Raw genomic sequence first — 24,100 nt, forward strand, 5'->3', positions numbered from 1 at the left:
GGCCCGCGCGGCGGCCCCGTCAGGGGCCGAACAGGACCGACTGGGCCGCTTCGCGGGCGGCCAGCCGCGCACCCTCCAGGACCGCCGGACCGCCCAGGGCGGTCGCCCGGACCCGGGTCGGGACGGGGGTGAGGGTGGCCAGGCGGCGCTCGACCCGGTCGGCGAGGCCGGGGCCGCCGGCCCGGCCGAGCTCACCGCCGAGGACCACGCAGCCGGGGTCGAGCACCGCGGCGACGGCGGCCGCCCCGAGCGCGAGCCGCTCCGCGAGGGCCTCCAGGAAGGCGGCCCCGGCCGCCCCGGCGACGGCCTCCTCGACCGGGCCCGGGAACCCGTGCGCGACCGCGAGGGCGCTCACCGCGTCCCGCCCCACCAGCGCGTGGAAGCCGCCCCCGCAGTCGGTGGCGGAGGGCAGCCGCGCCGTCCCCGGCACCGGGAGGAAGCCGATCTCCCCCGCTCCGCCGGAGGCACCCCGGCGCAGCCGGCCGTCCAGCACCACGGCGGCGCCCACCCCCGCGCCCAGCCACAGCAGCACGAAGGAGTCCAGGTCCCGGGCGGCGCCGACGCGCTGCTCGGCCAGGGCCGCCAGGTTGGTCTCGTTCTCCACGACGACGGTGGCGGGCAGCCGCCGCTGGAGGGCGGAGACCAGCTCCCCGTGCCAGACGGGCAGCCCGACCGGGCCGGCCAGTTCGCCGCTGCCGGGGGCGACCAGGCCGGGCGCGCCGACGACCACGGTGTGCAGGGCCTCGGCGCCGGCCTCCCGGGTGAGGGCCTCCAGCCGCTCCACGGCCTCCTCCACGGCGTCGACCGGCAGGGCCGCCGAGGCCAGCGGGCGGCCCAGCAGGTCGGTGACGACGGCGGTCGCGCTGTCGGTCCGTACGTCCAGGGCCGCGAGGTGGGCCCGGCGGGCCACGATCCCGTAGAGGCGGGCGTTGGGGCCGCGCCGCTGGGCGCCGGACTCGCCCACGACCTCGATCAGTCCGGCCTCGGCGAGCCGTTCGACGAGGTCGGCGACGGAGGGGCGGGAGAGTCCGGTCAGCTGCTTGAGCCGGCTCGCCGTCAGGGGCCCTTCCTCCTGGAGGAGTTCGAGGGCGAGGCGGTCGTTGATGGCCCGGGCCGTGCTCGGCGAGGCGGGGGCCGGAGCCGGAGACGGGGCGGCGGCGGGGGTCAGCACCTTGGCAGGGGTCACGGCGCCCATCTTAGGGAGGGGAGAGCCACTAACTATCAGGCAGGGTCCCTGATAGTTTACGCCCATGACACGGCCCACGTCCGGGGATCCCGGCCCCAGCCCGGCGCGCCTGCGCCACGCCCGCTTCGCGATAGCCGCCGTCTTCTGCGCCCACGGCGCCGTCACCGGCTCGTTCGCCACCCGCATCCCCTGGATCCAGGACCACGCCCAGCTCAGCGCGGGCACCCTGGGCCTGGCCCTGGCCTTCCCCGCCCTCGGAGCGGCCCTCGCGATGCCGCTGGCCGGGCGGATCAACCACCGCTTCGGCGCCCGCGCCGCCCTGCGCGGCCTGCTGGCCCTGTGGACCCTGTCGCTGATCCTGCCGAGCCTGGCTCCGAACCTGGCCGTGCTGTGCGGCGCCCTGTTCGTCTACGGAGCCACCTCGGGCATGGCGGACGTCGCCATGAACGCGCTCGGCGTGGAGACCGAGAACCGGCTCGGCCGGTCGATCATGTCCTCGCTGCACGGCATGTGGAGCGCGGGCGCCCTGCTGGGTTCGGCCGCCGGGACGCTCGCCGCGCACGCGGGCGCCGACGCCCGGCTGCACCACCTGATCGCCGCCCTCGCCCTGACGGGGGCCGGGCTGCTCGCCGTACGGGGAGTGCTGGACCTGCGCGGGGAGGCCGGCGAGGCGCCCCCGCACTTCACCCTGCCGCCGAAATCGGCCCTGGTGATCGGCCTCGTCGGCTTCTGCGCGGTCTTCGCCGAGGGCGCCAGCATGGACTGGTCGGCGGTGTACCTGCGGGACGTACTGCACACGGACGCGGGGCTGGCCGCCGCCTCGACCACCGCGTTCGCGCTGACCATGACGCTGGCCCGGCTGGCCGGGGACCGGGTCGTGGACCGGTTCGGGGCGGTGCGCACGGTCCGGGCCGGCGGGGTACTGGCCACCGCGGGCGGGCTGCTGGTGGTCACGGTCCACCAGCCGGCGGCGGCCCTGGCCGGTTTCGGGCTGATCGGACTCGGCATCGCGGTGGTGGTGCCGCTGGCCTTCGCGGCGGCGGCGCGCAGCGGTCCGGCTCCCGCGCAGGCCATCGCCGGCGTGGCGACGATCACGTACACATCGGGACTCATCGCCCCGTCCGCCATCGGCGCGGTGGCGGACGCGACCTCGCTCGTGGTGTCCTTCGGTCTGGTCACGCTGCTCGCCTTCGCCCTGGTCGTGGGGGCGGCCGTGCTGCGCGGCAAGCCGGTGCCGGGGGCGGTCGGCCCGTCCAATCGGGACGAACCTGCCCCAACCCGGCCGTAATATATCGGCTGGTCGACCACGCCCTCCGGGAGCGTCCGGCCAGGTGCCTGACGAATCGAACGGAAGTGGTGGGACATGGGCTTCGGCGTGCGCTGGACCCTGCACGGAGACGGGCGGACCCCCGCCCCCGGCGCGGTGGTGCGGCCGGACGAACGGCTGTCGTGGCCGCGCACCGCCGGGCTCGGCGCCCAGCACGTCGTCGCGATGTTCGGCGCGAGTTTCGTCGCCCCGGTCCTCATGGGCCTGGACCCGAACCTGGCGATCATGATGTCCGGCATCGCGACCGTCATCTTCCTGCTCGCGACCCGCGGCCGGGTGCCCTCGTACCTGGGCTGCTCCCTCTCCTTCGTCGGAGTGGCCGCGGCGATCCGGGCCGGCGGCGGGAACAGCGCGGTGGTCACGGGCGCCGTGTTCGTCGTCGGCGCGGCGCTGTTCCTGGCCGGGCTGGCCGTCCAGCGGTTCGGCGCGCGGATCATCCACGCGGCGATGCCGCCGGTGGTCACGGGCGCGGTCGTGATGCTGATCGGCTTCAACCTGGCGCCGGTGACGGCCTCCACGTACTGGCCGCAGGACCAGTGGACGGCGCTGCTGACCATGCTGTTCACCGGGCTGGCCGTGGTCTGCCTGCGCGGGTTCTGGTCGCGCATCGCGATCTTCCTGGGCCTGATCTTCGGGTACGGGGTCTCCTGGATCTTCGACCTGGTCTTCGGGCAGATCCACTCGACGGCGGGCGGCCCGGAGGCCGTGGACCACTGGCGGCTCGACCTCTCCGGCGTCGCCAAGGCCGACTGGATCGGGCTCCCGTCCTTCCACGCCCCGCAGTTCCAGTGGTCGGCGATCCTCATCGCACTGCCGGTGGTGATCGCGCTGATCGCGGAGAACGCCGGACACATCAAGGCCGTCGGCGAGATGACCGGCGACCCGCTCGACGACAAGCTCGGCACCGCCATCGCCGCCGACGGCGCCGCGTCCATGCTCTCCACGGCGGTCGGCGGCCCGCCCAACACCACGTACTCCGAGAACATCGGCGTCATGGCGGCCACCCGCGTCTACTCCACGGCGGCCTACTGGGCGGCGGCGGGCTTCGCCCTGCTCTTCGGCCTGTGCCCCAAGTTCGGCGCGGTCGTCGCCGCGATCCCGGGCGGGGTGCTCGGCGGCATCACCGTGATCCTCTACGGCATGATCGGCCTGCTCGGCGCGCAGATCTGGATCAACGGCGGGGTGGACCTGCGCAACCCGCTGAACCTGGTCCCGGCGGCGGCGGGCATCATCATCGGCGTCGGCGGGGTCAAGCTGCACTTCAGCGACAGCTTCGAGCTGGGCGGCATCGCCCTGGGCACCATCGTGGTGATCACCGGCTACCACACGCTGCGCTACTTCGCCCCGCCCCACCTCAAGCTGCAGGAGCCCCTCCTCGACTCGGGCACCTCCGCCTACGACGAGGGCGACGCCGAGCGGGACGGCGGGCGCGACGGCGGGCGGGACGGCGGGCGGGACACGCCGCGTTGACGGCGGCTTCGCCCGAACCGGCGAAGCGTACGGCCAAGTTCCCCGCGCGGCCCGTCCCGGCTGCCACGCTGCCTGACATGGAAGCGGTACTCGCGCGGATGCGCGCCCTCGACGAGCGGCTCCCCGCGCAGGACGGCGTCGCCGTCTTCAACCGGGTCTACCTGACGGTCACCCAGACCCTCCACCACCGGATCGGCCACGGCGGCTTCCCGGCGCCCCGCCGGGCCGAGACCCTGAGCGTGCGCTTCGCGGAGCGCTACCTGAGGGCGGTGGAGGCCGAGGGCCGGGCCCCGGCCTGCTGGCGCCCGCTGCTCCAGTACCGCCGCCACCCGGGGGTGCGGCCGCTCCAGCACGCGCTGGCCGGGATCAACGCCCACATCGGGCACGACCTCGCGCTGGCGGTCGTCTCCTCCTGCCACGCCCTGGGCTGCGCGCCCGCCGCCCTCGAAGCCGACTTCCACCGGGTCGGGGACACGCTGGTCTCCCTGGAGGAGCGCATCCGCGAGGACCTCATGCCGGGTCCGGACCTCCTGGAGGTCGCCGACCCGCTGACGCACCTGCTCGGCTCCTGGAGCCTGGAGCGCGCCCGCTCCGGCGCCTGGGCGGCGGCCCGGCTGCTGTGGGCACTGCGCCGCTCCCCCGAACTGGCCGGGGAATTCACCGAATCCCTCGACGCCGGAGTCGGCCTGGTCGGCCGCTGCCTGCTCACCCCCTCCCCCCTGAAACCCCGTGCGACCGGGGCGTACGCCCTCTAGCCTCGGCGGATGGCCAGCTTCGCGACGCACCGGCTCCGGGTGCACGATGCCGCCCGCCCGCCGTACCGGAGGCTGTCGGCGCTGCGCACCTGCCTGAGCGAGTTCGCCCCGTACGGCTTCTACGCCACCTACCACCACCTGTGCCGCAGCGCGGGGATCCCGCGCGACCTGGACGAGGACCCCGCATCGCTGGTGCGGGCGGTGGAGGAGCTCGACGAGGCGCGGCGGCTGTGGCTGGCGGAGCTTGCCGCCTGGCAGGTCGGGCGGCGGGCGCAGAAACGGGAGGGGGTGCGGCGGGCGGACCCGCCACAGCCGTCGCAGTGGCTGTTCTGGCCGGACCCGGAGTTCCATCCGGCCGGGCGGCGCGTCGAGGTGCGCCTCGCCCACCGTCTGCGCAGGCACCTGATCTGAACGCGCGCCCTGGAGGACGGGCGGCGGGCATGAGAACGGGCCGCCGCCGCGCTCGTGCGCGGGGGCGGCCCGTGGTCACGGGGGTCCGGGAGGGATCAGTCCTCCGGGAGCTCGACCGGTGCGATCTCGTCGTAGACGTCGCCCGGACCCGGGTTGGTGGAGTCGGTCGCGCCGCCGAGGTGGTGCATGACGCCCCAGACCGCGTTCAGGGCGGTCTGGACGGCGCCCTCGGCCCACCCGGCCGTCCAGGAGATGTCGTCGCCCGCGAGGAAGATGCCGCGCTTGTCCTCGGGGAGGCGGTCCTGCATGAAGTGCGTGAACAGGCGGCGCTGGTAGCGGTAGTGGCCCGGCAGGTTCGCCTTGAACGCGCCCATGAAGTAGGGCTCGTTCTCCCAGGACACGGTCACCGGGTTGCCGATGATGTGACGGCGGATGTCGACCTTGGGGTAGATCTCGCCGAGGGACTTCAGCATGACCTCCATCCGCTCGTTCGCGGACAGCGGCAGCCACTTGAGGCTGTCGTCGCACCAGGTGTACGAGAGGCAGATGGTGGCGGGCTGGTCCGGGCCGTTGTCCAGCAGGTAGGTGCCGCGGGTCATGCGGTCGGTGAGGGTCATCGACATGACGTCGCGGCCCGTGTCCTCGTCCTTGTCCAGCCAGAACGGCCGGTCGACGGGGATGAAGAGCTTGCTGGACTCCATGTAGTGCGTGCGCTCGATCGCCGTCCAGTGGTCGATCGGGAACAGCGTGTCGTCGCAGGCGATCTTCGAGAGCAGCATCCAGGACTGGGCCGTGAAGATCGCGGCGCGGTACGTGCGGATGTCGCCGTCGGCGTCGGTGACCGTGATGCGGTTGCCGGCCGTGCGGTGCAGGCGGGTGACCGCCGGGCGCGGGGAGCCGTCGTGCAGGGAGGACAGCGAGGTGCCCTGGGCCCAGTGCACGATCTTCTCGGGCTCGCGCTCCCACAGGCGCAGCGGCAGCTGCTGCGAACCGCCGACGATGCCGCGGTGGTGGTCGTCCGCCTCGGTGTAGACGACGCGGAGGATCTCCAGGATGGAGTTGGGGAAGTCGGTGTCCCAGCCGCCGGTGCCGAAGCCGACCTGGCCGAAGATCTCCCGCTTGCGGAAGGACTGGAAGGCCTCGGACTTGCAGAGGAAGCCGTAGAAGGTCTCGTCGTCGAGCTTCTCGACGAGCTTCGCCCAGATCTCGCGGATGCGCGGGACGTCCCGCTCGCGCATCGCGGTGTTCATGTCGGAGAAGTCGGCGCCCTCGTCCAGGCAGGCGTTCCACGCGGCGGACACGTCGCGGTAGATCTGCGGGAGGTCGGCGATGGTCTCGGCGTAGTGCGTCTCGCCCTTGAGGTCGACGACCGTCGAGGGGGTGGACTCGGCGAGCGGGTTCGGGAACGGCTCGGTGACCAGGCCCACGAGGTCGATGTAGTGCTGGAGCGCGGTGGAGGACGGCGGGAAGCGCATGGCGCCCATCTCCGCGGTCAGGCCCTCGGTGCCCGCGCCCTCGAAGCCGACGGTGCGCAGCCGGCCGCCGATCTGGTCGGCCTCGTAGACGACGGGCTTGAGGCCCATCTTCATCAGCTCGTAGGCGGAGATGATGCCGGAGAGACCGCCGCCGATGACGGCCACCTCGGTGCCGTGCTCGGTCGCCGGTATCTGGCCGAGCCCCGCCGGGTGGGCGAGGAAGTCGTCGTACGCGTACGGGAAGTCAGGCCCGAACATGGTGATCGGGGGCTGACCGTCGCTGTGCGGGACGGCGGTGGTGGGCACCGTGGACGTCATGGGGGTACGTCTCCTTGCGGGGTGTGGCAGGGGGCGGCGGGGCGAGCGGCGGTACTGGCTCAGACGAGGGAGGCGTAGAGCCCGGGGCGGCGGTCGCGCAGGTAGGGGTTGTTCTCCCGCGACGCGGCGAGCAGCTCCGGGTCGGCCTCGCCGAAGACCAGCTCCTCGCCGCGGCCGGCCCGGGTGCGGGTGACTCCGTCCGGGTTGGCGAGGCAGCTGAGGCCGACGAACTCGAACTCGCCCTCGGGGCCGGTCCGGTTGACGTACGCGATGTACATCTGGTTCTCGAAGGCCCTGACGGGGACCAGCTGTTCGGCCACGAACTGGAACGGGTGCATCTGCGCGGTCGGGACCAGGAGGAGGTCGGTCCCGGCCAGGGCGTGGGCCCGGACGTTCTCGGGGAACTCGACGTCGTAGCAGATCATGATGCCGACGCGGAGCCCGCCGAGGTCCGCCTGGACGACGGGGGTGTCGCCGGGGGTGAAGGCGTCCTGTTCGAAGCAGCCGAAGAGGTGGGTCTTGCGGTAGTTGGCGAGCGCGGTCCCGTCGGGGCCGATGAGCTGCGCCGCGTTGAAGACCGCCTCGCCCGCGCGCTCGGGGTAGCCGTACAGGACGGCGACCCCGTGGCGGCGGGCGATCTCGCCGATGGCGACGGCGGACGGGCCGTCGGCCGGTTCGGCGATGCCGGGGATGTCCTGGAGGTCCAGCGCGTAGCCGGTCAGGAACATCTCCGAGGTCACGAGGAGCCCGGCCCCGCCCTGTGCGGCGCGCGCGGCTGCCTCGTCGAGCCGCTTCAGGTTCTCGGCGGTGTCGCCGAGCCGTCCGGAGCTCTGGAGGAGTGCGGTGCGCAGCGGGGGCATGGGCGTACCTCTGTGACAGGTGGGGTGGGGGTCGTAAAACGGTACGTTCGCGCGTTCGACCGCGACAAGCCGTCACCGTTGCGCTGGGCGCATCGATTCGTTGCGTGTTCTCAGGCAAGTACGACGATTCGTTGCGCCGAGGCGTTACGAGGCCGCTCCGAAGGCCGGATGGGCGCGCAGCCGGCGGACGTACGCGCGCAGGTGCGGGCCGGCGGCGGGCAGGACGGCGGGGTCCTGGAGGGCCACCCAGAGGTCCGCGTCGGCGACGGTCGGACGGCCCCCCAGAGCATACGGGCGCACGGTGAGCCACCGTTCCAGCAGGCCGAGGGCGGCGGACCGGGCGGCGGCCGGGGCATCCGCGTCGAGCAGGGTGCGCAGGGGCCGCGCGAAGGGGGCGGGGGCGGGCGGGGCCAGGTCGGGGCGCCCGGCGAGGCGGACGGCGAGGTCGTCGAGGATGTCGGGGGTGTGGTTGCTGACGACGCGGCCGCTCCAGGTGTCGCAGAGGGCGGGGACGGCGAGGGTGCCGTCGTAGTGGTGCCCGGCGGCCTCGTAGGCCCGGCGCAGGGCGGCGAGGGCGGCGGGGGCGCCGAGGGTGGTGGTGCCGACGGAGCCGGTGAGACCGAGCAGCGCGAGGGCGGTGCGGACGCGGCGGGACCGGGGACAGCCTTCGGCGAGGTAGAGGTGGTAGCGGTACGGCACCGGCAGGAAGCCGGCCCCGATCCTGCCGCGCGGGGCGGGGAGGGGGGTGGTGCGGGGCATGACGGTCGGAAGCACGGTGACCCTCCGGGGGGCGTGGTGGACCACTCCCCTGGCCGGGGGTGGGTCGATCTCGAAACGGCCGCTTTCGCCGGGCCCCTGCCGGGAGCACGTCGGACCGGGCCCCGGCTGCGGCCCCGCACCCGGCACGAGGCCGCGACCCGGAACCCGACGCGGACCCGAGAGCCGGCCCCCCGGCACCCGGCACCCGGCACCCGGCACCCGGCGCGGGCCCGGCACCCGGCGCGGAGCCGGAGCACGGGCCGGTGACCGCCCGGCGCGAGACAGCCACCGGGCCGCGACGCCCACGCCGAACCGGAACCCGGCGCCCGACGCCCGGCGCCCGACGCGGAACCGAGGGCCGACTGCCGGCGCCCGGCACCCGGTGCGGGACCGGGCCCGGGAAGCGGGCTCAGCACCCGGCACCGGGTGCGGAGCCGGTACCCAGCGCCCGCGAGCCGACGCGGGGCAGGGCCCGGGGCGGGGCGCTCACATGGAGCCGGAGCGCGACGCCCGACGCGGGGCCGGGAGCCGGAGTGCCGGCGGCGCGGCGCGGCGCAGAGCCGGAGCCGGGAGACGGACCGGTGCGTCCCGACACGGCGCCGGGCGCGGCGGGCCGGGGGCGGGTCAGTGCGGGGTGGCGCTCGCGACGCGGAGCAGGTCGATGTGCAGGCGGCGGGTCAGCCACCAGCGGCGGCGCGGGGACGCGTGCTCGACCGGTGTCACGGAAATCGACCTGCTCCCCGCTGTCCGCGGGGCATAACCTGCCCCTGGCCGACGCTGTCCCCCGCAGTCTCACGGCGCCGAGCCGGAGCCGTCAAGAAGGCGGCGGGGACCGGCCGTTGCCCGCCCCACGAGAGGATCCCCGCACCCGATGCCCACCGACCACCCCACCGCCCCGCTCGACAACCCGGTGTGGGCGGCCCTGACCGGCCCGCACCAGGCCTTCGCCGTGGCCGGCCCCGGCGGGCTCGCCGCCCGCTACCTGCCCGCCGCGAACCCGTTCGCCGCCCTCGCCGATCCGCACGACCCCGCCTCCTGGGCGGACCTCGCCGCTCTCGCCGGGCCCGGCGAGACGGTGTGGCTGACCGGCCTCCCGCCCGCCCCGCCGCCCGGCTGGGACACGGTGATGACCATCCCCGGCGTCCAGCTCGACGGCCGGGCCGTGCGCGCCGAGCACGCGCCGGAGGCCGTCCGCCTCGGCCCCGCCGACGTCGCGGAGATGACGGAGCTGGTCCGGCTGACCGAGCCGGGCCCCTTCCTCCCGCGCACCGTCGAGCTCGGCACGTACCTCGGCATCCGGCACGAGGGCCGGCTCGTCGCGATGGCCGGGGAGCGCATGCATCCGCCCGGCTGGACGGAGATCAGCGCCGTTTGCACCCACCCCGACCACCGGGGCAAGGGCTTGGCGGGGCGGCTGATCCGGGCGGTCGCGGCCGGGATCCGGGACCGCGGGGAAGCCCCCTTCCTGCACGCGGCGGCCGAGAACACCGGCGCCGTCCGGCTGTACGAGGCGATGGGGTTCACCCTGCGCCGCGAGCCGGTCTTCATCGGCGTGCGCACCCCCGCGGCCTCCGCGGCCCCGGCGGCCCCCGCGGACGGCCGTAACACGGCTTAACACAGGGTTCATTGAGTGCCGCCGGAGTCTCCCGTAGCGTCGTGGGAACGGGAGCACGGACGGAGGCGAGAGGGCCGTGGCGGTGAACACGTTGCAGATCAGCGGTCGTCCCGCCCTCCGTCCGGCTCCCGTGTTCGCCCCGCGCCGCGCGGTGCGCCTGTACGCCCGCACCCACATCGACCTCCAGCGGGTCTGCGCCTCGCTCTGTCCCCCCTGATCACGCCCCCGCCGCCGCGGCGTCCGCCGCGCCGGCCCGCCCCGATCAGGAAGGCGGCGCCGCCGTGCCCGCATCCGAAACCGCCCCGGTCCACCTGGCCGTCGCCCTCGAAGGCGCCGGCTGGCACCCGGCCGCCTGGCGCGAACCGGGGGCCCGCCCGGCCGAGTTGACCACGGCCCGGTACTGGGCCGACACGGTCGCCGAGGCCGAGTCGGGCCTGCTGGACTTCGTCACCTTCGAGGACGCGCTCGGCCTGCAGTCCACCGACCCCTCCGAGGCCGACGGCCGCACCGACCTGGTGCGCGGCCGGCTCGACGCGGTGCTGGTGGCCGCCCGGGTCGCCCCACTGACCCGGCACATCGGCCTGGTGCCGAGCGTGAGCACCACCCACACCGAGCCCTTCCACGTCTCGAAGGCCGTGGCCACGCTGGACCACGTCAGCCGCGGCCGGGCAGGCCTGCGCGTGCAGATCTCCGAACGCCCCGACGAGGCACGCCACTTCGGCCGCCGCGACCCGCTGGAGCCGGCCGGTGCGCTGCTCGCCGAGGCGGGCGACCACGTGGAGGTGGTACGGCGGCTGTGGGACAGCTGGGAGGACGACGCCGAGATCCGGGACGTGGCCACGGGCCGCTTCGTCGACCGGGACAAGCTGCATCCCGTCGACTTCGAGGGCCCGCACTTCCGGGTCCGGGGCCCTTCCATCACCCCCCGCCCCCCGCAGGGCCAGCCGCCGGTCAGCGCGCTCGCGCCGGACCCGGCCGGCTACCCGCTGCTCGCCCGGGGCGCCGACGTCGGCTACGTGACCCCGAGGGACGCCGGCCAGGCGCGCGCCGCCGTGGCCGGGATCCGCGCCGCCCAGGAGGAGGCGGGCACGGCCGGGAGCCCGCTGCACGTGTTCGGGGAGCTGACCGTCTTCCTCGACTCCGGCCCCGCGGCCGCGACCCGGCGGCTCCAGCGGCTGGACTCCGTCCACGGGTCGGCGTACTCCGGCGACGCGCTGCTCTTCGCGGGCACCCCGGGACAGCTCGCGGACCTGCTGCTGGACTGGCGGCGGGCCGGCCTCTCCGGGTTCCGGCTGCGCCCGGGGGTGCTGGCGCACGACCTCCCGGCGATCACCCGCGGCCTGGTGCCCGAACTCCAGCGGCGCGGGGTCTTCCGGCGCTCCTACGAGGCCTCCTCGCTCCGCGGCCTGCTGGGGCTGCCCCGCCCCGCGAACCGGTACGCCCGGCCCGCCGCCTGAGCGCCGCGCCCGCAGGACCCGATACGACACGACGCGAGGACACGTACCGCCATGGGCAAGCCGCTCAAGCAGATCCACCTGGCCGCGCACTTCCCCGGGGTCAACAACACCACCGTGTGGAGCCATCCGGAGGCGGGCAGCCACATCGACTTCGACTCGTTCGTCCACTTCGCCCGGACCGCCGAGCGCGCCCGGTTCGACTTCCTGTTCCTGGCCGAGGGGCTGCGGCTGCGCGAACAGGGCGGCCGGATCTACGACTTGGACGTGGTCGGCCGGCCCGACACCTTCACCGTGCTGGCCGCGCTGGCCGCCGTGACCGAGCACCTGGGGCTGACCGGCACGATCAGCTCCACCTTCAACGAGCCGTACGAGGTGGCCCGGCAGTTCGCCACGCTCGACCACCTCTCCGGCGGCCGGGCCGCCTGGAACGTGGTGACCTCCTGGGACGCCTTCACCGGGGAGAACTTCCGCCGGGGCGGCTTCCTGGCGCGCGAGGACCGCTACGAGCGGGCGCGGGAGTTCCTGGCCACCGCCCACGAGCTGTTCGACTCCTGGGACGGCGGCGAGATCCTCGCCGATCCGGTGAGCGGGGTCTTCCTGCGGGACGCGGGCGCGGGCGCCTTCGTCCACCGGGGACGGCAGTTCGACATCGCGGGCCGGTTCAACGTGCCGCGCAGCCCCCAGGGCCGCCCGGTGATCTTCCAGGCGGGTGATTCGGACGAGGGCCGGGAGTTCGCCGCGGCCGGGGCCGACGCCGTTTTCGGCCGGTACGCCACCCTGGAGGAGGGGCGGGCCTTCTACGCCGACGTCAAGGGCAGGCTGGCCCGGTACGGCCGCACCCCGGACGAGCTGAAGATCCTGCCCGCGGCCACCTTCGTCCTCGGCGACACCGACGCCGACGCCGCCGAACAGGCCCGCGAGGTACGGTTCGCGCAGGTCAGCGGGGCCACGGCGATCAAGTACCTGGAGCACGTCTGGAACCGGGACCTGTCCGCGTACGACCCGGACGGCCCGCTCCCGGAGATCGACCCGGACCCCGGGGAGAACACGATCGCCCTGGGCCGGGCCAGCGTCCGCATGTTCCGCGACCCCCTGGCCACGGCCAAGGAGTGGCGGGAGCTGGCCGCCGCCCGGCAGCTGTCGATCCGCGAGCTGGTCATCGAGACCACCGGACGCCCGTCCTTCGTCGGTTCGCCCGCCACCGTCGCCGCGGCCATCGACGATCTGGTCCAGCGGGACGCGGCCGACGGGTTCATCCTCGTCCCCCACCTGACGCCCGGCGGCCTGGACGCCTTCGCGGACACGGTCGTACCGCTGCTCCAGGAGCGGGGCGTCTTCCGGCGCGAGTACGAGGGGCCCACCCTGCGCGACCACTTGGGACTGGCCGTGCCCGCGGTGACGGCTCCCACCGGTTCCTGACGAGGAGCACCGGATCCGGGGTTTCGGGGCGCGCCTCGCGGTCACACGCGGGAGGAGCGACGAAGCCTACGGAAGGGAACTGCCATGAACGACGTCTCCCGCCAGCCCGGCGCCGGACCCCGGCACTGGCAGTGGCAGGCGCGCGCGGCCTGCCGGGGCCTGGGCCCCGGACGCTTCTTCCACCCCGCCGGGGAGCGGGGCGACGACCGCGAGGGGCGGGACGAGGCCGCGAAGCGGGTCTGCGCCGGCTGTCCGGTGCGGACGGCCTGCCTGGAGCACGCGCTGAGCACCCGCGAGCCGTTCGGGGTGTGGGGCGGGCTGACGGAGGAGGAGCGGCGCCGGCTGCTCAGCGGTGCCCCGGCCCGGCGCGTGGCGGTGTAACGCCGCAGGCGCCCCTCCCGCCGGCGCCCCTCCCCTCGGCTACGGCCTCGCCGCCTCCCAGGCGCGGGCGAACAGTTCGTGCGGGGGCAGCGGCGCGAGCAGCCGCAGCATCGGCGCGTACAGGTTCTTGCCCGCCGCCCACGCCAGGTGGCTTTCGAGTTTGGCCGTTTCCAGCGGCAGGTGCGGGGCCTTCAGGTCCGTCCACTCGCCCGGCGCGAAGGCGGTGCGGCCCGCGCGGGCCCGTTTGCCGGCCACCACGGCCCCGGCCGCCTCCAGTTCCGCCCGGGCGGCCTTGTGCCGGGCCGCCGTCCAGCCGTTCCAGCGGCGGACGCACCGGTCGGTGGGCCGGGCCAGGGCCAGCAGCTGGAGGTACAGGGCGGCCGCGTCCGCGCCGACCCCGAGCGTGCCGGAGACCTCGCCGACCAGGCCGGGCGCGCTGAGCGAGGGGTCGCTCTCGTATCCGCCCGCGGGCACGGGGGTGTCCGCCGCGCGGGCCGCCAGCCGGTCGAGGCATTCCAGCAGCCGGACCGTGCGCAGCAGGTCGCGCAGGAGCCAGGCCCGGGTCCCGGTCCCGCACACCTCGGCGGCCCGCTCGGCCGTGCCCGGGGCGGTCAGGGCGGCCGCCCGGACGAAGGCGTCGCCCGAGGGCGCGGCCACGACGAAGGTCCCGTCGTCGTGGACCGTGGCGGGGACGACGCCGTCCGGCAGCGGCCGCGGGCACGGCAGCACCGTCCCCCGGTACGGGGTGAAGGCGGGGTCCCCGGCCACCGACCGCCCCAGCTCCGGCAGGGTCCCTACGGGGATCAGCGCGCCGGGGTCCGCGAGCTGCTCGCGCAGCCGCCGGTGCAGGGCCAGGGCCCCCCGGTGCGCGGGGTCGGCGACGGGGCGTTCGGTCAGCGCCCAGGCGATCACGGAGGCGGCCGTGCGGTGGGCGGGCGCGGCCCCGGGGATCCACGGCCCGGCGGCGCCGTCCGCCCGGGCGTGGTGCAGGTGCAGGCCGCCCTGGCGGCTGCCGGCGAGGACGAAGCCGGCCTCGCCGAAGGGCTCCTCGGCCGGGGCGCGGCCGGCGGGCAGGCTGCGGGCCCAGCGCTCGTGCAGGCCCAGCTCGGCCTCCAGGGCGGCGGCCAGTTCCTCGTCGGTGTGTTCCCGGGCTCCGAGCAGCCCGGCCCAGGCGGCGCCCATCCGTTCGGCCGCGGCGGTCAGGCCGGCGGGCTCCCACAGTTCGGCGGGGTCCTGCGGCAGGCCCGCGGCGAGGACCGCCCGGCGTCCGGCGGCACCGAGGGTGCGGCAGAACTCGTCGTAGGTGCCGATCACGGCCTTGGTGGCCTTGTACGGGGGCCCGGCCAGCAGGCGCTGGTGCTCGCCGTGGTGGTCGCGGCCCGGGAAACCGGCGAGGACCAGGGCGGCGACGGGGCCGCGTACGCCGGTGAGCCGGGCGAAGGCCTCCCGGGCGGCGGGCGTCTGCGTCAACGGTCCCCGCTCGGCGAGCAGTTCCAGCAGCCGGGGCAGGCGTGCGGCGTCGTCCGCGTCGACGGTGAGGCTCTCGCAGTCCTCGGCGCCGGCGGGTGCCGGGTCGGCCGCCCGCTGGAGGAACCAGGCCCTGCCCGTTCCGGCGCCGGAGGCGATCGGGTGGCCGGCGGCGCGGACGGCGGCCAGGGCCTCCGGGGCCGCCCGGCCGGTGCGCCAGGCGCTGCCCGGCTCGGCGAACGGCTGCCCGCTCCAGGTGCCCAGCAGGGCGGCGAGGGCCGCCCGTTCGCCGTCGGGGGTGGTGGCGGCGCAGGCCCGCCAGGCGACGGCGCCGATCCGGCCCACCAGGGGCTCCCAGGGGGCCGGTTCGGCGGGCCGGGCGAGACGGCGGGTCTCCTCGTCGATCTCCCCGCGCAGGTGACGGCCGTCGGCGGCGACGGCGGTGAGCAGGGCGGGCTGCGGCTGGGGCGCCGGTCCCTGGTGGCGGCGGTGCTCGGGCAGCAGTCCGTACAGGGCGGGGGCGAGGACGGTGTCGGGGACTTCGGTGCGCAGCGACACGGCCGGTGCGGCGCGCAGGGCGGCGACCCGGCGGGACAGGGCCCGGCGGCGGCGCAGCACGTCGGCGGCGAGGCGGGCGGCTCGGGCGACCCCTTCGGCGATGCGGGGTTCGAGGGCGGCGGGCAGCCGCGGCGGGGCGTCCCCGCTCGCGGCGGCGTCGAGGAGGTCCCGTACGGCGGGGTCGGCGACGGCGCGCAGGGCGGTGGAGGAGGCTTCGTCGCGGGGGGTCAGGAAGTGCCAGAAGGCGGGCGGCGGGACGGGTCCGGCGCCGTCCCCGAAGCCGGGGACGCGGCGGCGCCCGGAGCCGGGGAAGCCCTGGACCTGCCAGAGCAGGGAATTGTCCTCGGCGGCGTGGCAGCGGATGGTCTCCTGGCCGGCCAGGACAGCGTCCTCGCCGCCCCGGGGCATCCGCAGGACCGCCCAGGGGCGGCGGCCGAGGCGGCGGCTGCGGTAGGCGGCGCTGCGGCCGTCGGCGCCCTGGAGCAGGAACTCCCGGGGCGAGGGGCCGGCGTAGGGGGTGCGGTTGAGGACGCGGAAGCCGGCGAGGCGGCCGTCCTGGCCGAGCGGGGAGCGCGGCGCGCCGGGGGGCAGGACGGCGAGGGTCTGGAGGTCCCCGAAGAGTTCGTGGCCGGGCGGGACGGGGGCGGCGGTGTGGAAGGCGGGCGGGGTGCGGTCGGTGCCGGGCTCGCCGGTGGCGGGGTCGACGCGGGTCCAGCTGCCCCAGCGGCAGAAGGTCTCGGCGCTCCAGTGGTGGTGGCCGTCGCTCATCTGGACCTCGTGCGGGGAGATGCCCTCGCGGTCGCCGGGGCGCAGGACGCGCACGCCGTCGTGGCGGCCGGTGCCGTCCGGGGTGGCGAACTGGTAGCCGAGGCCGCCCTGGATCATGCCGCCGTAGCGGCGCAGGCCGAGCTTGTCCGCGGGCTCGAAGACCTCGTCGGGGCGGTCGGTCCAGAAGGCGCGGTCCCCGAAGGTGCCCTGGGGGGCGCTGCTCCAGGAGACGAGGAACTGCCCGCCGGCGTAGTGCACGGCGAGCGCGGGCGCGGCGTCGGCGGGGTCGGCTCCGGCGTCGGCGGCTCCGGCGTCGGCCTGCGGGGCCGCGCCCGGCGGGACCCGGAACGCGCAGGAGGCGCGCGGGCCCGCGTGGTCGACGGCGATGGCGCGGTCCGGGCCGTAGACGGTCAGGACGGGCCAGGTACTGGTCACGCCGACGACCCGGTCGGGGCCGCCCAGCTCGGCGACGGCCTCTTCGAGGGCGGGCCAGGCCCATTCCTCGGGGAGTCCCGCGCGCAGGGCGCGGCCGAGGGGGCCGGTGAGGTCGAGGGCACCGAGGGCCTCCTCGATGCCGTCCAGGGCGCGGGCGGTCGGGCGGTCCAGCAGGGTGCGCAGTTCCTCCACGGCCTCGTCGGCGGCGGCGAGGCCGCCGCCGCGCAGGGCGGCGAGCAGGCCCTCGACGCGGCCGTGCACCTCGGCGGTGATGCCCGCGTTCCGGGGCAGGCGGGTGATGGCGCTGCCGCCGCCGCGCAGGGCCTGGTGGACGGTGCCCTCCAGGCGGGGGCCGAAGACGGGGTCGGCGGCGAGGGCCTTGAGGTCGCGCCGGGAGTCGCCGTCCCAGAAGTACAGGCGCACGGCGGGTCCGGGGTCCTCGACGGCGATGCCCTCGGCGAGGCAGGCGTCGAGCAGGTCGGCGTCGAGCCCGGGGTGGCGGTAGCGGTCCTCGTGCAGGCGCAGCGGGGTGGCGGCGGCGCGCAGCCGGGGGGCCCAGCGGGTCAGCAGCTCGAAGAGTTCCGCGGGCAGGGGCCGGCGCGTGATGCCGCTGCCGGAGCGGACGTGCCCGAAGCGGTGCGTGTAGCGGGCGAACCAGCCGCCGGGGCCGCCTTCGGGGTCGATCCGGCCGGCCGCGGCCGCGTCGGCGGCGCCACAGGCCAGGAGCAGCCGCAGCCAGGCGCTCGCGTCGCCGCGGGACTCGGGGAACAGGTCGAGGAGGAGGGCGGCGGTGCCGTCGGCCGGGGGGTGCTCGGCGAGCAGGGGGGTGACGGCGTCGAGGAGCCGGTCGGGGACGTCCTTGCCGCGGGCGGCGCCGAGGACGGCGCCGAGCACCCGGGCGTCCTCGGCGGCGGCGAGGCCGGCGGCGCGGGCGGAGAGGCGGACGCGGCGGGCGAGGTCGGCGGGCGGCCCGGCGGGCGAGGCGGCCAGCGCCTCCAGGACCCGTACGAACTCCTCGTGCGCCGGGACCGGGTCGAGGGTGGCGGCCAGCCAGGCCTGGTGGGCGCCGGTCTCGGAGGCGGGGAGGGCGCCGTGGCGGGCCAGGAGCAGCACGTTGGCCCGGTGCCAGTCGGGGTAGACGGGCAGGGCGTGGGTGCGTTCGGCCGTGCGGGCCAGGGTGTAGGCGCGGGCGGCGGAGCGCCGGTGCCAGGAGATCAGCCGGTGCCCGACGGTGTCCCAGAACCAGGGCAGGTGGGCGGGCTCCAGGTCGCGCACGCGCCGTTCCAGGCCGTCCACGAACCGGCCGGGCTTCTCACGGGCGGTGTGGATGGTGCCGCGGACCAGTTCGAAGAGCGCTGCGGCCTCCGCGGCCCGGGCGGGGTCGTGCGCGGCGGCCCAGTCCGGGTAGACGGTCGAGACGTGCGGATCGGCCGGCGGCCGGATCTGGATCTTCATGCCGGCGATCCTGGCACGCGGCGCTGACAACCCGTCGGCCGCACCGGGGCCCGGGGCCGTCAGGCCGGGGCCGTCAGGCCGGGGCGCCCGAGGTGAAGCGGCGCAGGAGCGGCGAGAGGACGAGGACGGATTTGGTCCGTTCCACGAAGGGCTCGCCCGCGATGCGTTCCAGCACCCGCTCGAAGTGGCGCATGTCGGAGGCGAAGACCTGGACGAGGGCGTCCGCGTCGCCGGTGACGGTCGACGCGGACACCACCTCGGGGTACCGCTCCAGTCCTCGCCGGATGTCGTCCGGCGAGGTGTTGTGGCGACAGTAGATCTCGATGAAGCCCTCGGTCTCCCAGCCCATCGCGGCGGGGTCCACACGGACCGTGAAGCCGGTGATGGCGCCTTCGGCGCGGAGCCGGTCGACGCGCCGCTTCACGGCGGGGGCCGAGAGGCCGACCTCGGAGCCGATGTCCGCGTAGGAGCGGCGGGCGTCCTCGGCGAGGGCGTGCACGATGCGTTCGTCGAGATCGTTCAGTCGCACTGCGGGTGGATCACTTCTCTGCTGTGGCCAGTGTGGAGCGGCGGATGCCGTACAGGAAGTAGACCACGAGGCCGACGGCCATCCAGCCACCGAAGGCGACCCACGTGGCGACGGGCAGGCTGTACATCATGTAGGCGCAGGCGAGGAAGCCGAGGATCGGCGTGACCGGGAACAGCGCCACCTTGAAGGTGCGGGGCAGGTCGGGCTTGGTGCGGCGCAGGATCACGACGGCGACGTTGACCAGGGCGAAGGCGAAGAGCGTGCCGATGCTGGTGGCGTTGGCCAGTTCGCCCAGGGGGATGAACGCGGCGAGCGCACCGCAGAAGAGGGAGACGATGACCACGTTGGCGCGGGGGGCGCCGGACTTCTCGTCGACCTTGGCGAAGACCTTGGGGACGAGGCCGTCGCGGGACATCGCGAAGAGGATGCGGGTCTGTCCGTAGAGGACGGCGAAGACGACGGAGGCGATGGCGACGACGGCGCCGGCGGCGAGGACGACGCCCCAGAAGCTGTGGCCGGTGACGTTGGTCATGATCTGGGCGAGCGCGGCCTCGGTGCCCTCGAAGTCCTGCCACGGCATGGCGCCGACGGCGACGAAGGCGACCAGGACGTAGAGGATGGTGACGATGCCCAGCGAGAGCATGATCGCGCGCGGCAGGTCCTTCTTCGGGTTCTTGGCTTCCTCACCGGCGGTGGAGGCGGCGTCGAAGCCGATGTAGGAGAAGAAGAGCGTGGAGGCGGCGGCGCTGATGCCGGTGACGCCGAGCGGCGCGAGCGGCGTGTAGTTGCCGGACTTGATGCCCATGACGCCGATGCCGATGAAGAGCAGCAGCGTGACGATCTTCACCGCGACCATGATCGAGTTGATCGTGGCGCTCTCCTTGGCGCCGCGCATCAGGAAGACCATGGCGAGCAGGACCACGACCAGCGACGGCAGGTTGATGAAGCCGCCCTCGCCCATCGGGGCGGAGATGCTCTGGGGCAGGGTGACGCCTATGGTCCCGTCGAGCAGTTCGTTGAGGTACTGGCCCCAGCCGACGGCGACGGCCGCGACGGAGACGGCGTACTCCAGGACCAGGCACCAGCCGCAGATCCAGGCGATGAACTCGCCCATGGTCGCGTACGAGTACGAGTACGAGGAGCCGGAGACCGGCACGGAACCGGCCAGCTCGGCATAGGACAGGGCCGAGAACAGCGCGGTCAGGCCCGCGATGATGAAGGAGATCGTGACCGCCGGGCCGGCCTTGGGGGCGGCCTCGCCGAGGACGACGAAGATGCCGGTGCCCAGGGTGGCGCCGATGCTGATCATCGTCAGCTGCCACATGGTGAGCGAGCGGCGCAGCGTGCCGCCCTCGCCCTGGCCGCCCTCGGCGACCAGCTTCTCCACGGGCTTGCGGCGCAGCAGGGGGTGGGCGGGCTTGCGGGGCTCGGACGTGAGCGGTGGCGCCTGGCCGTGATCGAGCACGAAGGGACTCCTTTGACACTGCGGATGGGGACTGTCAGGCGTCGACCGCAGCGGTCCGGAGCAGTTCACAGGCAGGGGTGAGCCCTGCCTGGGCATGGGGGGACCGCCGAGCAGGCGGTCCGCGCCACTCCACGTACAGCGAGTGAGCCTACGAGCTGAGTGATACCGCCCGTAATGCACCATCCTTGCACATTGGCGAACGATCATTGCGCGGATCTGTCCGGGATGGCCGTTCGTTGCGCACAGATGATCGATCACTGCGCAGGCCTCCCTCGACCCCCGTTCTTGACACCACGTCAGGCATGGCGCAGCGTGCCTCTCCTCCCCTGTACCCGAGGACCGGAGGCGATCAGTGGGGCCGACGCAGTCCGACGAGCGGTGGCTGGACCCCGGGCCCTTCCTGCGCGGGGTCGCCTGGCTGGACGAGGGCCGCCCCGTGCGCGCCGATCCGGCCGACACCATGCGGCTGCCCTGGGACACCGGCGAGCGCGCCACCCTGCCCATCGGGGTCCGGCTGGAGTTCACCGCCGGCCCGGCGCACGCGGTGGAGGTCCGCTACCGGGCCACCGTCCCCGGCCCCACCGACGCGCTGCGCGACCTCGCGCACGGCTTCGCCCTGTGGAACCGCCACGGGCTGCTCACCGAGGTGTTCACCGAGCCCGCGACGGAGTCCGTCGTACGCCTGGAGCTGCCCCGGGGCGGCGGGGCGGCGGGCGGCCCCTTCGTGCTGTACCCGCCCGAGGCGCAGTCCCCGCTGGTCCTCGGCCTGCGCGGGATCGGCGGCCCGCTCGCCCCGGCCCCCGCGGCCCCCCGCTGGGTGGTGCACGGCGACTCCATCACCGAGGGCTGGTGGTCCACCCGGCCCGCGCACGGCTGGCCCGCCGTCGCGGGGCGGGCCCTGGGCTGGGACACCGTGAACCTCGGCTACGCGGGCGCCGCCCGCGGGGAGCTCGCCACCGCCGAACAGCTCGCCACCCTGCGCGCCGACGCCCTCACCCTCGCCTTCGGCACGAACTGCTGGTCCCGCGTGCCCTACACCGCCCCCCTGCTGTACGAGACCACACGCACATTCCTCGACCTCGTCCGCCAGGGCCACCCCCGGACCCCCCTGCTGCTCCTGTCGCCCCTGCTGCGCCCGGACGCCGAACGCACCCCGAACCGCCTGGGCGCCACCCTGGGGGCTCTGCGCGACGCCATGGAGCGGGCCGTCCGGGACCGGATCGGCGCCGGGGACGACCGCCTCGCGCTGCTCCCGGGCCGCGGGCTGCTGGAGCCCGGGCACCTCGCGGACGGACTGCACCCCAACGACGCCGGGCACCGGGTCCTCGGCCTCGCTGTGGTCACGGCCGCCCGGCGGGCCGGGTTCGACGCCGGCTGAGTGAAACAGCTCATACCGCTCCCACTGAACGCGGCGGGCCCGCGGCCCCGTGTCCTGCACAAGTTGCCGGGCCACCGACGGCGGACCCGGCGGACACCACACGTGGGAGAGATCAACATGGGTATCAAGCGCGGAACTTCCCTGGCAGCGGTCGCGGTCGTCGTCGCCCTCGCGGCCACCGCCTGCGGCGGGGCCGACAAGGCGGCCGACGCGGCCAAGCCGGCCGGCGCCGTCGCCGACGCCCAGGCCCCCGCCTCCGACCCCTACGGCAGCGAGAAGACCCCCCAGAACGGCGCGGGCGCCGCGGGCGCCTCCGCCGGACAGCTGACGATCGCCGCCACCGACCGGCTCGGCTCGGTCCTGACCGACGGCGCCGGCTTGACCCTGTACCGCTTCGACAAGGACACCGCCAAGCCGCCCACCTCGAACTGCGACGGCGACTGCGCCAAGGCCTGGCCCGCGGTCCCGGCGGGCGACGCGGCCGCGGCGACCGGCATGGACCCGTCCCTGCTCGGCGAGGTGGTCCGCAAGGACGGCGGCAAGCAGCTGACGGTGGCCGGCTGGCCCGCGTACCGCTTCGCCAAGGACACCAAGGCGGGCGACCTGAACGGGCAGGGCGTCGGCGGCACCTGGTTCGCGCTCGCCCCCGACGGCAAGAAGGCCGCGAAGCCCGCGGCCGCGCCCGCCGGCGCCCCCGCCGGCGCGGGCCAGACCGCCGGCGCCCTGACCGTCGCCAAGGACGCCAGGCTGGGCGAGCACATCGTCGACGGCAACGGCATGACCGTCTACCGCTTCAAGCCCGACACCGCCTGGCCGATGGTCTCCAAGTGCGAGGGCGACTGCGTCGCCAAGTGGCCGGTCGTACCGCCGGTGGACAAGGCCAACGCCAAGGGCATCATCGAGAAGAACTACCTGGTCCTCGACCGCCCGGACGGCAAGAAGCAGCAGACCGTGAACTGCTGGCCCGTCTACACCTTCACCGGCGACAAGAAGGCCGGCGACACCAACGGCCAGGGCGTGGGCGGCACCTGGTACGCCGTCGCCCCCGACGGCAAGCTCATCACCGTCCAGTAGCCGCTCCCTCCCCGGTCCGCGCGGCCCCCGCCCCCCTCCCCCCGGGCGGGGGCCGCGCACCGTTCCCCGCGGCCGCCCCGTTGCCTACAGTGACCCCCATGCTGCGCGTACTGGCCGTCGACGACGAGAAGCCGCTCCTGGAGGAACTCCTCTACCTGCTGCGCTCCGACCCGCGGGTGCGCAGCGCGGAGGGCGCGTCGGACGCCACCGGGGCGCTGCGCCGCGTCACGCTGGCGCTGGAGAGCGGTCCGGACGGGCCGGAGGGCATCGACGTGGTGTTCCTGGACATCCAGATGGCCGGGCTGACCGGGCTGGACATCGCCCGGCTGCTGGCCGGGTTCGCCCGGCCGCCGCTGATCGTGTTCGTCACCGCCCACGAGGGCTTCGCCGTCCAGGCCTTCGACCTCAAGGCGGTGGACTACGTGCTCAAGCCCGTACGGCCGGAGCGGCTGGCGGAGGCGGTGCGGCGGGCGTGCGCGCTGCTGGAGCGGCCCGACGGGGCTCCGGCGCGGCCCGGACCGGAGCCGGAGGCGGAACCGGCCGGCGCGGCCCCCGCCACCACCGCCGCCGCGGCCGCCACCGCCGCCGCCGAGCGGGCGCCGGAGCAGATCGCGGTCGAACTGGGCGGCGTCACCCGCTTCGTGGCCATCGCGGACATCGCGTACGTGGAGGCCCAGGGCGACTACGCCCGGCTGCACACCGACGAGGGCAGCCACCTGGTGCGGATCCCGCTGTCCACGCTGGAGGACCGCTGGGCGTCCCGCGGGTTCGTCCGCATCCACCGGCGCCACCTGGTGGCGCTGGGCCGGATCGACGAGCTGCGGATCGACGCGGGCACCACGAGCGTCCGCGTGGGCCCGGCCGAACTCCAGGTCAGCCGCCGCCACGCGCGCGAACTCCGGGACCTGCTGATGCGCCAGGCGACGGGCTGAACCCTCCGGCCGCCCCCGGAGCGCGGCCGGGCACCCGCCCGCCCCCGCCGCCCCCGCCGCACCGGCGCCCCCGGGGGCCGCCGTCCGCCGTGCCCGGCCCGCCGGTCCGCCCGCCCGGGCGACCGTCCGGCGTACCGGAGCACCGTTCGTCGCGCCGGAGCCCGCGTACGGCGATCCACCGGGGCCGTCGGCCGCAGCGGCGGCGCGACCGCCCGCCCCGGGCGCGGGCCGCGCGTATCGTGGATCTTCCGGCCGGGGAGGAGCTGAATGTCCGAGATCCAGGCGCTGTTGGACGCGCTGAGCGGTCTGCCCCGGACCCGGGCCGCCGGTCCCGCCGAGGCCGAGGTCCTGCTCGCCCGGCTGCGCAGCGCGGCCGCCCGCTGGGCCGAGGTCCTCTACGAGGCCCAGGAAGGCACCCGCGGCCAGTTGCCGCCCCGCGTGGAGGCGGCCCTGACGCTGGCGTTCCGCCGGGCGGAGGAGTCGTACGTGGAGCTGGAGATCGCCCTGCGCGACTGCGCCCGGCACCACGATCCGGCCCGCTGACCGCCGCCCGGATCGCGCCTGTTGCCGGGGGCGGGGGCCTGCGTACACTCCCAGGACCCCGCT

Annotated in this window: 21 protein-coding genes; 13 read left to right on the forward strand and 8 right to left on the reverse strand. The window is 75.5% G+C overall.

The window, feature by feature from the left end; translation table 11 throughout:
- Positions 1-19 precede the first annotated feature (19 nt).
- Positions 20-1,195, reverse strand: a complete 1,176-nt coding sequence (locus ACFYYT_RS21570; RefSeq protein ID WP_351826768.1) for an ROK family transcriptional regulator — start codon at positions 1,193-1,195, stop codon at positions 20-22.
- A 55-nt stretch (positions 1,196-1,250) separates the two neighbouring features.
- Between ACFYYT_RS21570 and ACFYYT_RS21575 the strand changes: the two genes are divergently transcribed.
- From ACFYYT_RS21575 to ACFYYT_RS21590, 4 genes are all read left to right on the forward strand, one after another.
- Entirely contained in the window at positions 1,251-2,474 is a 1,224-nt protein-coding gene (locus ACFYYT_RS21575) for an MFS transporter (RefSeq protein WP_351826767.1), read from the forward strand.
- A 75-nt stretch (positions 2,475-2,549) separates the two neighbouring features.
- A complete protein-coding gene (locus tag ACFYYT_RS21580; protein ID WP_351826766.1) occupies positions 2,550-3,983 on the forward strand; it encodes a solute carrier family 23 protein in 1,434 nt (477 codons plus the stop codon).
- A gap of 77 nt (positions 3,984-4,060) precedes the next feature.
- Complete coding sequence (locus ACFYYT_RS21585; protein ID WP_351826765.1) at positions 4,061-4,738, forward strand: DUF5995 family protein; 678 nt, start codon at positions 4,061-4,063, stop codon at positions 4,736-4,738.
- Positions 4,739-4,747: 9 nt separating this feature from the next.
- The gene (locus tag ACFYYT_RS21590) at positions 4,748-5,149 is read left to right on the forward strand and encodes a hypothetical protein (protein WP_351826764.1); all 402 of its coding nucleotides are present in this window, start codon (positions 4,748-4,750) and stop codon (positions 5,147-5,149) included.
- A gap of 95 nt (positions 5,150-5,244) precedes the next feature.
- On the opposite strand, the gene ACFYYT_RS21595 is transcribed toward ACFYYT_RS21590, so the two are convergent.
- The 4 genes from ACFYYT_RS21595 to ACFYYT_RS21610 all read right to left on the reverse strand — a co-directional run bounded on the left by ACFYYT_RS21595 (position 5,245) and on the right by ACFYYT_RS21610 (position 9,284).
- Positions 5,245-6,942, reverse strand: a complete 1,698-nt coding sequence (locus tag ACFYYT_RS21595; RefSeq protein WP_351826763.1) for an NAD(P)/FAD-dependent oxidoreductase — start codon at positions 6,940-6,942, stop codon at positions 5,245-5,247.
- A 59-nt stretch (positions 6,943-7,001) separates the two neighbouring features.
- Entirely contained in the window at positions 7,002-7,802 is an 801-nt protein-coding gene (locus tag ACFYYT_RS21600; protein ID WP_351826762.1) for a carbon-nitrogen hydrolase family protein, read from the reverse strand.
- Between the two features lie 144 nt (positions 7,803-7,946).
- Positions 7,947-8,576, reverse strand: a complete 630-nt coding sequence (locus ACFYYT_RS21605; RefSeq protein WP_351826761.1) for a cell envelope biogenesis protein OmpA — start codon at positions 8,574-8,576, stop codon at positions 7,947-7,949.
- 609 nt (positions 8,577-9,185) lie between these two features.
- On the reverse strand, positions 9,186-9,284 hold the full coding sequence (locus tag ACFYYT_RS21610) for a putative leader peptide (protein ID WP_351826760.1): 99 nt from the start codon (positions 9,282-9,284) through the stop codon (positions 9,186-9,188).
- Positions 9,285-9,432: 148 nt separating this feature from the next.
- Between ACFYYT_RS21610 and ACFYYT_RS21615 the strand changes: the two genes are divergently transcribed.
- The 5 genes from ACFYYT_RS21615 to ACFYYT_RS21635 all read left to right on the forward strand — a co-directional run bounded on the left by ACFYYT_RS21615 (position 9,433) and on the right by ACFYYT_RS21635 (position 13,433).
- Positions 9,433-10,176 carry a GNAT family N-acetyltransferase gene (locus tag ACFYYT_RS21615; RefSeq protein WP_351826759.1) on the forward strand — a complete coding sequence of 248 codons (744 nt, stop codon included), beginning with the start codon at positions 9,433-9,435 and terminating at the stop codon, positions 10,174-10,176.
- Positions 10,177-10,258: 82 nt separating this feature from the next.
- Positions 10,259-10,393, forward strand: coding sequence for a hypothetical protein (locus tag ACFYYT_RS21620; RefSeq protein ID WP_362861649.1), 135 nt, complete (start codon positions 10,259-10,261; stop codon positions 10,391-10,393).
- Between the two features lie 64 nt (positions 10,394-10,457).
- Positions 10,458-11,633, forward strand: coding sequence for an LLM class flavin-dependent oxidoreductase (locus tag ACFYYT_RS21625; protein WP_351826757.1), 1,176 nt, complete (start codon positions 10,458-10,460; stop codon positions 11,631-11,633).
- A gap of 51 nt (positions 11,634-11,684) precedes the next feature.
- Positions 11,685-13,052 carry an NtaA/DmoA family FMN-dependent monooxygenase gene (locus ACFYYT_RS21630; protein WP_351826756.1) on the forward strand — a complete coding sequence of 456 codons (1,368 nt, stop codon included), beginning with the start codon at positions 11,685-11,687 and terminating at the stop codon, positions 13,050-13,052.
- Positions 13,053-13,136: 84 nt separating this feature from the next.
- Positions 13,137-13,433: a WhiB family transcriptional regulator gene (locus ACFYYT_RS21635; protein ID WP_351826755.1), complete on the forward strand. Its 297-nt coding sequence runs from the start codon at positions 13,137-13,139 to the stop codon at positions 13,431-13,433.
- Positions 13,434-13,472: 39 nt separating this feature from the next.
- On the opposite strand, the gene ACFYYT_RS21640 is transcribed toward ACFYYT_RS21635, so the two are convergent.
- The 3 genes from ACFYYT_RS21640 to ACFYYT_RS21650 form a co-directional block, all read right to left on the reverse strand.
- Positions 13,473-18,116 (reverse strand): hypothetical protein, encoded by a 4,644-nt coding sequence (locus ACFYYT_RS21640; RefSeq protein ID WP_351826754.1) that lies wholly within the window; start codon positions 18,114-18,116, stop codon positions 13,473-13,475.
- Between the two features lie 73 nt (positions 18,117-18,189).
- Positions 18,190-18,645, reverse strand: coding sequence for an Lrp/AsnC family transcriptional regulator (locus tag ACFYYT_RS21645; RefSeq protein ID WP_007262967.1), 456 nt, complete (start codon positions 18,643-18,645; stop codon positions 18,190-18,192).
- A gap of 10 nt (positions 18,646-18,655) precedes the next feature.
- A complete protein-coding gene (locus tag ACFYYT_RS21650) occupies positions 18,656-20,110 on the reverse strand; it encodes an amino acid transporter (RefSeq protein ID WP_351826753.1) in 1,455 nt (484 codons plus the stop codon).
- 352 nt (positions 20,111-20,462) lie between these two features.
- Between ACFYYT_RS21650 and ACFYYT_RS21655 the strand changes: the two genes are divergently transcribed.
- The 4 genes from ACFYYT_RS21655 (at position 20,463) to ACFYYT_RS21670 (ending at position 24,037) form a co-directional block, all read left to right on the forward strand.
- Positions 20,463-21,488 carry a GDSL-type esterase/lipase family protein gene (locus tag ACFYYT_RS21655; protein ID WP_351826752.1) on the forward strand — a complete coding sequence of 342 codons (1,026 nt, stop codon included), beginning with the start codon at positions 20,463-20,465 and terminating at the stop codon, positions 21,486-21,488.
- Between the two features lie 117 nt (positions 21,489-21,605).
- Positions 21,606-22,562 (forward strand): SCO0930 family lipoprotein, encoded by a 957-nt coding sequence (locus ACFYYT_RS21660; RefSeq protein ID WP_351826751.1) that lies wholly within the window; start codon positions 21,606-21,608, stop codon positions 22,560-22,562.
- A 98-nt stretch (positions 22,563-22,660) separates the two neighbouring features.
- Positions 22,661-23,494 carry a LytTR family DNA-binding domain-containing protein gene (locus ACFYYT_RS21665; protein WP_351826750.1) on the forward strand — a complete coding sequence of 278 codons (834 nt, stop codon included), beginning with the start codon at positions 22,661-22,663 and terminating at the stop codon, positions 23,492-23,494.
- Between the two features lie 267 nt (positions 23,495-23,761).
- Positions 23,762-24,037 (forward strand): hypothetical protein, encoded by a 276-nt coding sequence (locus ACFYYT_RS21670; protein ID WP_351831517.1) that lies wholly within the window; start codon positions 23,762-23,764, stop codon positions 24,035-24,037.
- The last annotated feature ends 63 nt before the right edge of the window (positions 24,038-24,100 follow it).

The organism is Streptomyces sp. NPDC002032, from assembly GCF_042890765.1.
In the GTDB taxonomy this organism is placed as follows: Bacteria; Actinomycetota; Actinomycetes; order Streptomycetales; family Streptomycetaceae; genus Streptomyces.

Bases quoted from the DNA above. Each gene is read 5' to 3' on its own strand.
- ACFYYT_RS21570 (WP_351826768.1), bottom strand. From the start codon at position 1,195: ATGGGCGCCGTGACCCCTGCCAAGGTGCTGACCCCCGCCGCCGCCCCG.
- ACFYYT_RS21575 (WP_351826767.1), top strand. From the start codon at position 1,251: ATGACACGGCCCACGTCCGGGGATCCCGGCCCCAGCCCGGCGCGCCTG.
- ACFYYT_RS21580 (WP_351826766.1), top strand. From the start codon at position 2,550: ATGGGCTTCGGCGTGCGCTGGACCCTGCACGGAGACGGGCGGACCCCC.
- ACFYYT_RS21585 (WP_351826765.1), top strand. From the start codon at position 4,061: ATGGAAGCGGTACTCGCGCGGATGCGCGCCCTCGACGAGCGGCTCCCC.
- ACFYYT_RS21590 (WP_351826764.1), top strand. From the start codon at position 4,748: ATGGCCAGCTTCGCGACGCACCGGCTCCGGGTGCACGATGCCGCCCGC.
- ACFYYT_RS21595 (WP_351826763.1), bottom strand. From the start codon at position 6,942: ATGACGTCCACGGTGCCCACCACCGCCGTCCCGCACAGCGACGGTCAG.
- ACFYYT_RS21600 (WP_351826762.1), bottom strand. From the start codon at position 7,802: ATGCCCCCGCTGCGCACCGCACTCCTCCAGAGCTCCGGACGGCTCGGC.
- ACFYYT_RS21615 (WP_351826759.1), top strand. From the start codon at position 9,433: ATGCCCACCGACCACCCCACCGCCCCGCTCGACAACCCGGTGTGGGCG.
- ACFYYT_RS21630 (WP_351826756.1), top strand. From the start codon at position 11,685: ATGGGCAAGCCGCTCAAGCAGATCCACCTGGCCGCGCACTTCCCCGGG.
- ACFYYT_RS21635 (WP_351826755.1), top strand. From the start codon at position 13,137: ATGAACGACGTCTCCCGCCAGCCCGGCGCCGGACCCCGGCACTGGCAG.
- ACFYYT_RS21640 (WP_351826754.1), bottom strand. From the start codon at position 18,116: ATGAAGATCCAGATCCGGCCGCCGGCCGATCCGCACGTCTCGACCGTC.
- ACFYYT_RS21660 (WP_351826751.1), top strand. From the start codon at position 21,606: ATGGGTATCAAGCGCGGAACTTCCCTGGCAGCGGTCGCGGTCGTCGTC.
- ACFYYT_RS21665 (WP_351826750.1), top strand. From the start codon at position 22,661: ATGCTGCGCGTACTGGCCGTCGACGACGAGAAGCCGCTCCTGGAGGAA.
- ACFYYT_RS21670 (WP_351831517.1), top strand. From the start codon at position 23,762: ATGTCCGAGATCCAGGCGCTGTTGGACGCGCTGAGCGGTCTGCCCCGG.